This is a genomic window from Pseudomonas sp. PDM26, assembly GCF_019219185.1.
Lineage (GTDB): Bacteria > Pseudomonadota > Gammaproteobacteria > Pseudomonadales > Pseudomonadaceae > Aquipseudomonas.
This window is the reverse complement of sequence record NZ_JAHUWC010000017.1, coordinates 47,317-59,278: the sequence shown is the minus strand read 5'-3', so window position 1 is coordinate 59,278 and position 11,962 is coordinate 47,317. Positions and strand designations below refer to the sequence as shown.

The 11,962-nt window shown below is 58.7% G+C and carries 11 protein-coding genes; 6 read left to right on the top strand and 5 right to left on the bottom strand.

From position 1 onward, the window contains the following. Nucleotides 1-171 precede the first annotated feature (171 nt). The 4 genes from glyA to KW849_RS27160 all read left to right on the top strand — a co-directional run bounded on the left by glyA (nt 172) and on the right by KW849_RS27160 (nt 4,557). Entirely contained in the window at nt 172-1,425 is a 1,254-nt protein-coding gene (gene glyA, locus KW849_RS27175; protein ID WP_218432469.1) for a serine hydroxymethyltransferase, read from the top strand. 338 nt (nt 1,426-1,763) lie between these two features. Then, entirely contained in the window at nt 1,764-3,077 is a 1,314-nt protein-coding gene (locus KW849_RS27170) for a C4-dicarboxylate transporter DctA (RefSeq protein WP_108216408.1), read from the top strand. A 69-nt stretch (nt 3,078-3,146) separates the two neighbouring features. Further along, nucleotides 3,147-3,851 (top strand): FadR/GntR family transcriptional regulator, encoded by a 705-nt coding sequence (locus KW849_RS27165; RefSeq protein ID WP_108216407.1) that lies wholly within the window; start codon nt 3,147-3,149, stop codon nt 3,849-3,851. Between the two features lie 25 nt (nt 3,852-3,876). Further along, complete coding sequence (locus KW849_RS27160) at nt 3,877-4,557, top strand: GntR family transcriptional regulator (RefSeq protein WP_218432466.1); 681 nt, start codon at nt 3,877-3,879, stop codon at nt 4,555-4,557. A 51-nt stretch (nt 4,558-4,608) separates the two neighbouring features. On the opposite strand, the gene yjiA is transcribed toward KW849_RS27160, so the two are convergent. From yjiA to KW849_RS27145, 3 genes are all read right to left on the bottom strand, one after another. Then, the gene (yjiA, locus tag KW849_RS27155) at nt 4,609-5,580 is read right to left on the bottom strand and encodes a GTPase (RefSeq protein ID WP_218432464.1); all 972 of its coding nucleotides are present in this window, start codon (nt 5,578-5,580) and stop codon (nt 4,609-4,611) included. Between the two features lie 132 nt (nt 5,581-5,712). After that, nucleotides 5,713-5,910, bottom strand: coding sequence for a YbdD/YjiX family protein (locus tag KW849_RS27150; RefSeq protein ID WP_007895266.1), 198 nt, complete (start codon nt 5,908-5,910; stop codon nt 5,713-5,715). 15 nt (nt 5,911-5,925) lie between these two features. Then, a complete protein-coding gene (locus tag KW849_RS27145) occupies nt 5,926-7,992 on the bottom strand; it encodes a carbon starvation CstA family protein (RefSeq protein WP_218432462.1) in 2,067 nt (688 codons plus the stop codon). Between the two features lie 162 nt (nt 7,993-8,154). Between KW849_RS27145 and KW849_RS27140 the strand changes: the two genes are divergently transcribed. Beyond that, nucleotides 8,155-8,523: a PilZ domain-containing protein gene (locus tag KW849_RS27140; protein ID WP_218432460.1), complete on the top strand. Its 369-nt coding sequence runs from the start codon at nt 8,155-8,157 to the stop codon at nt 8,521-8,523. Between the two features lie 115 nt (nt 8,524-8,638). Here KW849_RS27140 and radA read toward each other — a convergent pair whose 3' ends face one another. Beyond that, nucleotides 8,639-10,006 (bottom strand): DNA repair protein RadA, encoded by a 1,368-nt coding sequence (gene radA, locus KW849_RS27135; RefSeq protein WP_218432459.1) that lies wholly within the window; start codon nt 10,004-10,006, stop codon nt 8,639-8,641. Nucleotides 10,007-10,645: 639 nt separating this feature from the next. Between radA and mscL the strand changes: the two genes are divergently transcribed. Further along, nucleotides 10,646-11,059 (top strand): large-conductance mechanosensitive channel protein MscL, encoded by a 414-nt coding sequence (mscL, locus tag KW849_RS27130; protein ID WP_108216400.1) that lies wholly within the window; start codon nt 10,646-10,648, stop codon nt 11,057-11,059. Between the two features lie 41 nt (nt 11,060-11,100). On the opposite strand, the gene KW849_RS27125 is transcribed toward mscL, so the two are convergent. Next, nucleotides 11,101-11,877, bottom strand: a complete 777-nt coding sequence (locus KW849_RS27125; protein ID WP_108216399.1) for a ferredoxin--NADP reductase — start codon at nt 11,875-11,877, stop codon at nt 11,101-11,103. Between the last annotated feature and the right edge of the window lie 85 nt (nt 11,878-11,962).

The window sequence follows — 11,962 nt, the reverse complement described above, 5'->3', positions numbered from 1 at the left end:
ATCAATCCCTGTAGGAGCTGCCGCAGGCTGCGATCTTTTGAGGACGGCACAAACACCATCTATCCATGCATGAACACCACTTGTCTGCGACATGATGCCGTTTCATATGCCATCTAAAACCCATTGGGTTAGAATGCCCCCCTTTTCCGCCCCCGATCCTTGAGGACCGCCATGTTCAGCCGTGATTTGACTATTGCCAAGTACGACGCCGACCTTTTTGCCGCCATGGAGCAAGAAGCTCAGCGCCAGGAAGAACACATCGAGCTGATCGCTTCGGAAAACTACACCAGCCCAGCGGTGATGGAAGCTCAAGGCTCGGTACTGACCAACAAGTACGCCGAAGGCTACCCGGGCAAGCGCTACTACGGCGGTTGCGAGTACGTCGACATCGTCGAGCAGCTTGCAATTGATCGAGCAAAAGAGCTGTTCGGCGCCGACTACGCCAACGTTCAGCCGCACGCCGGTTCGCAAGCCAACAGCGCCGTTTACCTGGCCCTGCTGTCGGCTGGCGACACCATCCTGGGCATGAGCCTGGCCCACGGTGGTCACCTGACCCACGGTGCCAGCGTTTCGTCTTCCGGCAAGCTGTACAACGCCATCCAGTACGGCATCGATGCCAACGGCCTGATCGACTACGACGAAGTCGAGCGCCTGGCTGTCGAGCACAAGCCAAAAATGATCGTGGCCGGTTTCTCTGCCTACTCGCAGATCCTCGACTTCCCGCGTTTCCGTGCAATCGCTGACAAAGTCGGTGCCTACCTGTTCGTCGACATGGCTCACGTGGCTGGTCTGGTCGCTGCTGGCGTCTACCCGAACCCGGTTCCGTTCGCTGACGTCGTGACCACCACCACCCACAAGACCCTGCGCGGTCCACGTGGCGGCCTGATTCTGGCTCGCGCCAACGCCGACATCGAGAAGAAGCTGAACTCCGCGGTATTCCCGGGCGCCCAGGGTGGCCCGCTGGAGCACGTGATCGCTGCCAAGGCGATCTGCTTCAAGGAAGCGCTGCAGCCTGTGTTCAAGGCCTACCAGCAACAAGTGGTGAAAAACGCCCAGGCCATGGCCGGCGTGTTCATCGAGCGCGGTTTCGACGTGGTGTCGGGCGGTACTCAGAACCACCTGTTCCTGCTGTCGCTGATCAAGCAGGAAATCTCCGGTAAAGACGCCGACGCCGCTCTGGGCAAAGCGTTCATCACCGTGAACAAGAACTCCGTGCCAAACGACCCACGCTCCCCGTTCGTCACCTCCGGCCTGCGCTTCGGCACTCCGGCTGTGACTACTCGCGGCTTCAAGGAAGCAGAGTGCAAGGAACTGGCCGGCTGGATCTGCGACATCCTGGCCGACCTGAACAACGAAGCGGTGATCGACGCCGTTCGTGAGAAGGTCAAGGCCATCTGCAAGAAGCTGCCGGTGTACGGCGCTTAATCAGCCCGCTAAACCGCAGCAATAAAAAACCGGCCAGAGATGGCCGGTTTTTTTTCGCCCGCAAATTGACACCGCTTACCTGTAGGAGCTGCCGAAGGCTGCGATCTTTTGATCCTCAAAAAAGCAAAATCAAAAGATCGCAGCCTTCGGCAGCTCCTACGTGGCTTTGGCCACTGGTCAGACCGGTAATGCCAATTTTCTAATTTTTGCTTGCGAACACCCAAAAACAGCGCCTACACTGCGCCTGCACTGGACATACCGGTAAGACCACAATAATTAAGTCCTGAATCTGATGTGCCCCGCACACGGCAGCCAGGACACCGACCAGGATTCCTCCCATGCTCAGATGGTGCTCGCGTTCAATCTTCCTCCAAGTGGTTCTCGGACTGGTGCTCGGCATCGTCTGCGGGCTGACCCTTCCCGAATACTCCGCTCAGCTCAAACCGCTCGGTGACGGTTTTATCAAGCTGATCAAAATGCTCATTGGCCTGATTGTGTTTTGCGTAGTGGTCAGCGGCATCAGCGGCGCCGGCGACCTGAAGAAGGTAGGCCGTATCGGCCTCAAATCGGTGATCTACTTTGAAGTGCTGACCACCATCGCCCTGGTGATCGGCCTGGTGTTCGCCTTCAGCACCGGCATCGGTAGCGGTGCGAACATTCACCTGGAGCAGCTTTCCGCAGCCGACATGGGCGACATTGCCCAGCGCGGTCAGCACATGCACACAACCACACAGTTCCTGATGGACCTGATTCCGACATCGGTGATCGGTGCCTTTGCAGATAACAATATCCTGCAGGTCCTGCTGTTTTCAGTGTTGTTCGGCAGTGCACTGAATCTGGTGGGAGAAGCGGCATCGGGTATTTCGCGGCTGATCAATGAACTCAGCCATGTAATTTTCCGCATCATGGGCATGATCGTGCGCCTGGCGCCGATCGGTGTGTTCGGTGCGATCGCCTTCACCACCAGCAAATATGGCCTGGACTCGCTGCAACACCTGGGCAGCCTGGTCGGCCTGTTCTACCTGACCTGTACTGCCTTCGTGGCCCTGATTCTCGGCCTGGTGATGCGCCTCTCCGGCTTGAAGATGTGGCCGTTGCTCAAGTACCTGCGCGAAGAACTGTTGATTGTCATGGGCACCGCGTCCTCCGATGCCGTGCTGCCACAAATCATGCGCAAGCTTGAGCATCTAGGCATCGGCAGTTCGACGGTCGGGTTGGTGATACCTACCGGTTACTCGTTCAACCTCGACGGTTTCTCGATCTACCTGACCCTGGCCATTGTGTTCATCGCCAATGCCACCGGTACGCCGCTGGCGATGACCGACTTGCTGACCATTCTGTTGGTATCGTTGATCACCTCCAAAGGAGCACACGGCATTCCGGGCTCGGCGCTGGTGATCCTGGCGGCCACCCTGACAGCCATTCCGGCCATTCCGGTGGTGGGTCTGGTGCTGGTGCTGGCCGTGGACTGGTTCATGGGCATCGGCCGGGCGCTGACCAACCTGATCGGCAACTGTGTGGCGACCGTCGCCATCGCGCGGTGGGAAAAGGACATCGATGTGCAGCGGGCGAACAAGGTACTTTCCGGCCAGGCGGGTTATACCTTCCAGCCGCGTAAACCGGTCGCACCGGCGCATCAGCAGGAATTCTGAATCAACGGTGTGCCGTCCTCGCCTTGGCCGGCACACCTTCACCACTTTTAGATGATCATGGAGCGAACAGTGATTACCTCGTCAACCGTCGTAACTTCAGTCGTGGAAAAACTTCGGGCCGCTCTGGCCCGTGGTCAGTGGCGCTCCGGCGAAATGCTGCCGGGGCAACGTGAACTGGCCGAACAGCTGGGTATCAGCCGCCCGAGCCTGCGTGAGGCGGTCATTGTCCTGGAAACCCTTGGCCTGGTGCGCTCGATGCCGGGCAAAGGCGTAGTGGTACTCGAGGCCAGCCTCAGCGATGGCCAGTCCCACGAAAGCGCAGTGGCCGCAGCGAGCCTGGAAGACGTGCTGCAACTGCGTTACACCCTCGAACCGTTCATCGTCGGCCTCGTGGCGCAGTCCATCAGCAGCAAGGAAGTCGGGCAACTGCGCCTGACCCTGATGGACATGCGCGAAGCCCTGGAGGCCAATGACAGTGAAGCCGGCGTAAGCGCCTACATCGCGTTCCACGAAGAGCTGTTCACGCTAACGTCGAATCCGATCTTCCAGAGTGTGGTCCAGCAAACCAGCAATGCCCTCAAGCAAAGCGCCGAAGTGTTGCGCAACTCCCCGGAGCATCTGGCTGAACGCCTTGAAGAAAACGAAGCCGTGGTGCGGGCGATCCGCAGCAAGAACAGCGCCCAGGCCAGCGCCGAGATGCGTCGGCACATTTTGCGCGAAGGCCAGCGCATGGGCATCGAACTGAACATCCCGGAAGACAACCTCGGCAGTTGAAACCTCTTCGAACTGGAGATTGGCCATGAACAGCTACGCCTCGCCACAAACGCTCGCTACCCTGCCCGTCCGCCCTTCGGTGGATGACCTGTATTCACGGGTCCTCGATGCGATTTTCGAACAGCGCATCCATTCGGCCAGTCGCTTTACGGAAGAAAGCCTGGCGCAGATGTTCGGTGCAAGGCGCAGCGACATGCGTGATGTGCTGACGCGACTGTCCCATCAGCAGATCATCACTCTTCGAGTCAACCATCGTCCCCGCGTCGCCGAGCTTGATGCAGAGCATACCCGGCAGACACTGCATGCCCGGCGTCTGGCCGAGATCATGCTGGTGCGGCTGGCCTGCCAGCGACCCTGCGCGCAAGGCTTGAAGCGCCTGCGGACACTGGTCGACAACGAGCGTCATTGCACTGAGCGTGGCCGGGCGATCCGTTTGTCGGGAGAGTTTCACCTGCGATTGGCAGAAATGGCAGGTAATGCACCGTTATCGCACTTTCTAGACAGCCTGGTGCCGCTGACTTCGTTGGCGCTTGCGCAGTTTGAGCTGCAGTCGATGGATTATTGCGTGTGGCAGGTGCACATGGAGATCCTGGATGCGCTGGAGCGAGGGGATGCTGCGAAGGCGGAAATTGTGCTCAACCGGCATCTGGATTATCTGGAACAGACTCTGCTCAATACAACCCGTGAACATTGTGCTGCCGGCTAGATCGCATCGCGGGCAAGCCCGCGATGGCGTCCTCACAAACGCCATAAAGCTTCAGACCGCCGCCACCCGTGCAAACCCCTCACGAATTTTCTCTTCCGGCAAATCATCAGCAATAAACACGATCACGCTTTCACGCGATTCATCTTCAGCCCACTCTGTATCCCAGTCGAAACCATAAAGCTTCAGTACACCCTGAAACACCATGCGACGCGATTCGCCGAGGATATTCAATACACCTTTGTAGCGCAGCAGTTGCTTGCCATGGTCTTCCAGCAGTTCGTTCATGAACTCGCTTAGCCTGTCGATATCCAGCGGCTTGTCGGTACGCAGCACCAGGCTGGAAATGCGATCGAGAGACGGGGCCCGGTTCACCGGCCGCAGGCTCACGCCACCACCAAGGTCGGCGTTCAAATTGAAACCGCGGACATCAAGCAGTTCAGCCAGGTCGATCCTTCCATGGTCAACCACGCGAATCGGCGCACGACGGTTGATGCGGGTCAGGCGCTCGCTCAGCGCGGTGAAGGTCGCCTCGTCTACCAGGTCGCGCTTGCTCACCAGCAAGCGGTCGGCGAAACCAATCTGAGCCTGGGCGATGGTCTGGGTCAGGTGCAAATCGGCATGTGCCGCGTCGACCAGCGTGATGATGCCGTCGAGGATATAGCGCTCGCGCAACTCTTCGTCGATGAAAAAGGTTTGCGCCACGGGCGCCGGGTCGGCCAGGCCGGTGCATTCGATCACCAGGCGGTCGAAGGCAATATCGCCCTGATCCAGACGCTCCAGCAACAGATAAAGCGCTTTGGTCAGGTCCGTATGGATGGTGCAGCAGACGCAGCCGTTGGACAGCGTCATCACTTGCACCGGCTCATCACCCAACAACTGGGTATCGATGCCGGCATCGCTGAATTCGTTCTCGATGACGGCGATTTTCAGGCCGTGCTCGGCCTTGAGCAGGTAACGCAACAGGGTGGTCTTGCCGGCGCCGAGAAAGCCGCTGAGGATTGTGACCGGGATGGGTGTGAGCAAAACAAAAATCTCCCCTACGTTTAAAAAACTGTAGGAGCGAGCTTGCTCGCGATGGACGTCAACGTTAACGCGTGCTTTCTGAATGCACGCGTCGACCTTGCGTTCATCGCGAGCAAGCTCGCTCCTACAAGATCAACAGCACTTCGGTCCACCCTTGCCACCGTAACGGGCTTCCTGACGCTCCCGAAAGAACATCTCATAGCTCATCACCGGTTTGTCCGGGTGCTTGGTCTGCATATGCTCGACGTAGTTGTCGTAGTCGGGCATGCCGACCATCAGGCGCGCGGCCTGACCGAGGTATTTACCGAGGCGACTCAGGTCATTGAACATGGTGCAAATCCTCGATCACGCTTCCGGCAGCGCCTGGAATGGCGCTTCCTTATCCGTACGTCCCTTGCTGCCCCAGGCGGAAATACCGACCTTGAGTGCATAGAACAGGATACTGAACACCACGAACAGGAACAGCGCGGTCAGCGTTGCGTTGGTGTAGGCGTTGAAGATCACGTGCTGCATCTGGGTGATGTCCTTGGCCGGGGCGAGGATCTGACCGTTGGCCAGCGCATCGCTGTATTTCCTGGCCAGCGACAGGAAGCCGATCGCCGGGTTGGCATCGAACAGCTTGATGAAGCCCGCCGTGGTGGTACAAATCAGCAGCCATGCCGCCGGCAGCAAGGTGACCCAGATGTAGCGTTGGCGTTTCATCTTGATCAGCACCACGGTGCCGAGCATCAGCGCGATACCGGCCAGCATCTGGTTGGAGATACCGAACAGCGGCCACAAGGTGTTGATGCCGCCCAGTGGATCGATCACGCCCTGATACAGCAACCAGCCCCACATGGTCACACAACCGGCGGTAGCGATCAGGTTGGCGGTCCAGGATTCGGTGCGGCGCAGGGCCGGCACGAACGAACCGAGCAAGTCCTGGAGCATGAAACGCCCGGCTCGGGTACCGGCGTCGACCGCGGTCAGGATGAACAGCGCTTCGAACAGGATCGCGAAGTGGTACCAGAACGCCATGGTGTTTTCACCCGGCAGAACACTGTGCAGGATTTGTGCGATACCGACCGCCAGGGTTGGCGCACCACCGGCACGGGCCAGAATGGTGATTTCACCGATGTCATGGGCCACCGCTTGCAGGGCTTCCGGCGTGATGGCAAAGCCCCAGTTGCTGACCGCTGTTGCTACCGCCACCACATCCCCGCCGACAACCGCGGCCGGACTGTTCATGGCGAAGTACACACCCGGTTCGATCACCGACGCGGCGACCATGGCCATGATGGCCACGAAGGATTCCATCAGCATGCCGCCGTAACCGATGTAGCGGGCGTTGGTTTCGTTATCCAGCAGTTTCGGCGTGGTCCCGGAGGCGATCAGCGCGTGGAAACCCGACACCGCGCCACAGGCGATGGTGATGAACAGGAACGGGAACAGCCCGCCCTTCCACACCGGGCCGGTGCCGTCGATGAACTGGGTCAGGGCCGGCATTTTCAGCTCGGGCATGGTGATCAGAATGCCGATGGCCAGGGCGACGATGGTGCCGATTTTCAGGAAGGTCGACAGGTAGTCACGGGGTGCCAGGATCAGCCACACCGGCAATACCGCCGCGACAAAACCATAGCCGATCAGCATCCAGGTGATTTGCACACCGGTGAAGCTGAACGCTTTGGCCCAGACCGGATCCGCGGCAATCTGTCCGCCGAGCCAGATCGAGCCGAGCAGCAACAGCACGCCGATGAGCGAAATTTCACCGATGCGACCGGGGCGGATGTAGCGCATGTAGATGCCCATGAACATCGCGATCGGGATGGTCGCCATCACCGTGAAAATACCCCACGGGCTTTCGGCCAGGGCTTTCACCACGATCAGCGCCAGCACCGCGAGGATGATGATCATGATCAGGAAGCAGCCGAACAGCGCGATGGTGCCGGGGATGCGGCCCATTTCCTCGCGAACCATGTCGCCCAGGGAGCGACCATTGCGGCGGGTGGACATGAACAGGACCATGAAGTCCTGCACGGCACCGGCCAGCACCACACCGGCGATCAGCCACAGCGTGCCGGGCAGGTAGCCCATCTGCGCCGCCAGCACCGGACCGACCAGAGGGCCTGCACCAGCGATGGCCGCGAAGTGGTGACCGAAGAGAATGTGTTTGTTGGTCGGCACGTAGTCCAGACCGTCATCGTTGAGCACGGCAGGCGTGGCCCGTCGCGCATCGAGTTGCATGACATTGTTAGCGATGAACAGACTGTAGTAGCGATAGGCGACCAGATAGATGGCCACGGCAGCGACCACAATCCACAAGGCGTTGATTGCCTCGCCCCGGCGCAATGCCACAACACCCAGGGCGCACGCACCTGTGATTGCCAGCACCAGCCAAGGCAAATGGCGTAGCGGGCTATTGTTATTTTTCATTTTGATATTCCAGCCAGAGTGGACAAGAAAGACAACCATATCGAGTTTAGCTCTCCTGACGGCAAAGGCCATACCCCCGACATTGGTCTGGCCACCTGCACGCGCTGGCTGCCTTGAAGTATGCAGGTCTATAGTCAGGCGTACATCTACGAGGATCGCGCCATGAGCGAGCACCCAGCCGAACGTCGCCGCTTCAAACGTATTGCGTTCGATGCCCGAACCGAGCTGAGTCAGGGAGAGTCCACCTGGTCGGTGAAGTTGATTGATCTGTCGCTCAAGGGGTTGCTGATCGAGCGACCCGTTCCGTGGCTGGGTAATGCGCAGCAGGATTTTCTGGTCGACATTCATCTGGGCGAAGAGGCGGACATCATCATGGATGTGCAACTGACCCACGAAGACCACGGCCAGCTTGGCTTTGTCTGCCGGCACATCAGCCTGGAGTCCATCGAGTGCCTGCGGCGATTGATCGAGCTCAACCTGGCTGATCCGCAGGAGCTGGAGCGAGAGTTGGGTGCGCTGATCGAAATCTGAACGTACCTCTGTAGGAGCTGCCGAAGGCTCGGGCCGCGTTCGGACGATCTTTTGATCTTAAAAATGCAAGATCAAAAGATCGCAGCCTTCGGCAGCTCCTACAGGGGGATAGGCGTTACTCGAATAACGCGTCGAGTGCCTGCTCCAGGCGAGTGACGGCAATGACCTGCAACCCCGCCGGCGCCTCCTTCGGCGCATTGCCCTTGGGCACGATGGCCCGTTTGAAGCCGTGCTTGGCCGCTTCTTTCAAACGCTCCTGACCGCTCGGCACCGGACGCACTTCACCGGAAAGCCCGACTTCACCGAACACCAGCAGATCGTGGGGCAACGGCCGGTTGCGCAAACTGGACATCACCGCTGCCATCAACGCCAGGTCGGACGCCGTTTCCAGCACCTTGACCCCGCCGACCACGTTGAGAAACACGTCCTGATCGTGGGTCGGAATGCCACCGTGACGGTGCAGCACAGCCAGCAACATCGCCAGCCGGTTTTGATCCAGCCCCAGCGTGACCCGACGCGGGTTGGCCAGGTGACTGTCGTCCACCAGCGCCTGAACCTCCACCAGCATCGGCCGTGTGCCTTCCCATGTTGCCATCACCACACTGCCCGGGACTTCTTCCTGGGCACGGGTCAGAAAAATCGCCGACGGGTTGGAGACTTCTTTCAGACCTTTGTCGGTCATGCCGAAAACGCCCAGTTCATTGACTGCACCGAAGCGGTTCTTCACCGCCCGCAGCAGACGCAAGCGCCCGTCGGACTCACCTTCGAAATACAGCACGGTATCGACCATGTGCTCCAGCACCCGAGGGCCAGCCAGCGCGCCTTCCTTGGTGACGTGGCCCACCAGGAAAATCGCCGTGCCGCTCTGTTTGGCATAACGCACCAGCAACGCCGCGCTTTCGCGCACCTGCGATACACCGCCCGGTGCCGATTGCAATTGCTCGGTAAATATCGTCTGGATCGAGTCGATCACCATCACCTTGGGCTTTTCCTGACGGGCCGTGGCAATGATGGTTTCGATGCAGGTTTCGGTCATGACCCGCAATCGATCCTGAGGCAACCCCAGGCGCCGCGCACGCATGGCCACTTGCTGTTGGGATTCCTCACCGGTGACATACAGCGCCGGCATGCTCTTGGCGAGGTTGCACAAGGTTTGCAACAGAATGGTCGACTTGCCGATGCCGGGGTCGCCACCGATCAGCACCACCGAGCCATCCACCAGCCCCCCCCCCAGAACCCGGTCCAGCTCGCTGGAAGCGGTAGAGAAGCGCGGAATTTCTTCGACACTGACTTCGGCCAGAGTCTTGATCTGCGCCTGCTGGCCGGTCCAGCCGGTACGACCGCTGGGGGCAGCTGCCCCGCCGCTTTCCACCATGGTTTCGGTAAGCGTGTTCCAGGCCCCGCACTCACCGCACTGGCCGGCCCATTTGGGGAAGGTTGAGCCGCACTCGGTGCAGCCGTACATGCGCTTGGCCTTGGCCATCGGAACTCCCGGAAAAAAACGCGATGATAGCTCAGCCAAGCCGCGCGAGTGCGGCCAGATATTTCGCAACCCTTTTGATGACTTCAAATAACCTTATTAAACACAGGTATATTGAGATACACCCACCCTACAAAACCTTGTATAAGTTTTTCGCTCAACTCGGCCAACAAACTCTAGGGACATGCCATGCCGCACACTTCGAAAACCTATACAGACTTTGTTCACCTACATACTTTTTGCACAACTTCGAAAACATTCACACAAAACGCAGCAGTGATTCAGAGAAACGTGCAACTTGTCAGACACACCAAACTAACGAAACAGTTCATATCACTTCACCTGCATTTAATTTTCAATGCAGCCTTTTGGCCACTAACTGCCCGATCATCTTGAGCGTCCCCATTCAGGAGTGGTCGCTCAACCTTGGCTCGCCCACACAAATGGCGCCATTTCGCTGAAAAAAAGTCGTATGCGAACGCCTCAGAAGGCCTGACCGACCTCAGATGAGATCAATCGGTGAATTTTTCAACACCACCCGGGTCAATGGCTGGCAAGCACAGCAGGCAGTTGATTCGAGCAGGATGCGATTTGCTGATTTACACTGCGCACATCTACCTCATCTGTAACAAGGAATAACCTATGGGCGTGCTAAACGAGTTCAAGGCCTTCGCGGTCAAAGGCAACGTGGTCGACATGGCCGTCGGCATCATCATCGGTGCGGCCTTCGGCAAGATCGTTACGTCGTTTGTCGGTGACCTGATCATGCCGCCAATCGGGATGCTGATCGGTGGCGTGGACTTCAGTGATCTGGCCATAACGCTCAAGGCAGCAGACGGCGCCATTCCTGCGGTGGTGCTGGCCTATGGCAAGTTCATCCAGACCATCATCGACTTCGTCATCGTCGCCTTTGCAATCTTCATGGGCGTCAAGGCCATCAACCGCCTGAAGCGTGAGGAGTCCGTGGCCCCTAGCCTGCCGCCGGTTCCCACCAAGGAAGAAGAGTTGCTGGGCGAGATCCGCGACTTGCTCAAGGCCCAAAACAACCGGCCTTGACTGCACTGGCAAAAAACGGCGCCTTTGAGGCGCCGTTTTGCTTACCAGAAGTTTTCCACCGCCACTTGGCCGGGACGCCGGCTGAGGCTCAAGTGCATGTCCCGCTGTTTAAGCAACTTGCGCGTATCATCGATCATCTGCGGGTTGCCGCACAGCATGACCCGTGAATGCTCAGGCGTCAGCGCAACTCCCGCGCTGCGCTCCAACTCGCCACTTTCAATCAGTGTGGTGATCCGTCCGTTCAATGCGCCAGGATGCTGCTCACGAGTGACGGTGGCGATGAATTGCAATTTGTGTGCGTATTCAGCCAGATACTCAAGTTGCGCCAGCCCCGCGATCAGCTCCTGATAAGCCAGTTCCCGGGCTTCGCGAACGCTGTAGACCAGGATGATCCGCTCGAATCTCTCCCAGACTTCGAAATCCTGGAGTATCGACAGGAACGGCGCGATGCCCGTGCCTGTGGATAACAACCACAGATCGCGGCCATCGACAAAACGGTCCAGCGTCAAGTAGCCGAATGCCTGGCGGTCGACCAGCAATGTATCGTCAACGCCCAGGCGGCTCAGCTCACTGGTGAACTCACCGCCCGGTACGACAATGGAAAAGAACTCGAGGAACTCGTCAAAGGGCGAGGACACCATCGAGTAGGCGCGCCATACCGTGCTGCCGTCAGCCTTGGTGACGCCCAACCGGGCAAACTGCCCCGCACGAAAACGAAACCCGGCATCCCGCGTGGCGCGCAGGGTAAAAAGGTTCGGGGTCAACGGATGAACCTCGAGCAAGGTCTGGCGCGTAAATTTTTCTTCACTGACGGACATGGAAGGCTCCAATCAACAGATACCCCAGTGTCCCGCAAAGGAAGCAGCGTAACCACCGACAATTTGTAGTGACATTAATGCGCAC

Coding starts and splice junctions, on each gene's coding strand:
- KW849_RS27145 (WP_218432462.1), bottom strand. CDS start 7,992: ATGAAAAATAACAATAGCCCGCTACGCCATTTGCCTTGGCTGGTGCTG.
- mscL (WP_108216400.1), top strand. CDS start 10,646: ATGGGCGTGCTAAACGAGTTCAAGGCCTTCGCGGTCAAAGGCAACGTG.
- glyA (WP_218432469.1), top strand. CDS start 172: ATGTTCAGCCGTGATTTGACTATTGCCAAGTACGACGCCGACCTTTTT.
- radA (WP_218432459.1), bottom strand. CDS start 10,006: ATGGCCAAGGCCAAGCGCATGTACGGCTGCACCGAGTGCGGCTCAACC.
- KW849_RS27170 (WP_108216408.1), top strand. CDS start 1,764: ATGCTCAGATGGTGCTCGCGTTCAATCTTCCTCCAAGTGGTTCTCGGA.
- KW849_RS27125 (WP_108216399.1), bottom strand. CDS start 11,877: ATGTCCGTCAGTGAAGAAAAATTTACGCGCCAGACCTTGCTCGAGGTT.
- KW849_RS27140 (WP_218432460.1), top strand. CDS start 8,155: ATGAGCGAGCACCCAGCCGAACGTCGCCGCTTCAAACGTATTGCGTTC.
- KW849_RS27160 (WP_218432466.1), top strand. CDS start 3,877: ATGAACAGCTACGCCTCGCCACAAACGCTCGCTACCCTGCCCGTCCGC.
- KW849_RS27150 (WP_007895266.1), bottom strand. CDS start 5,910: ATGTTCAATGACCTGAGTCGCCTCGGTAAATACCTCGGTCAGGCCGCG.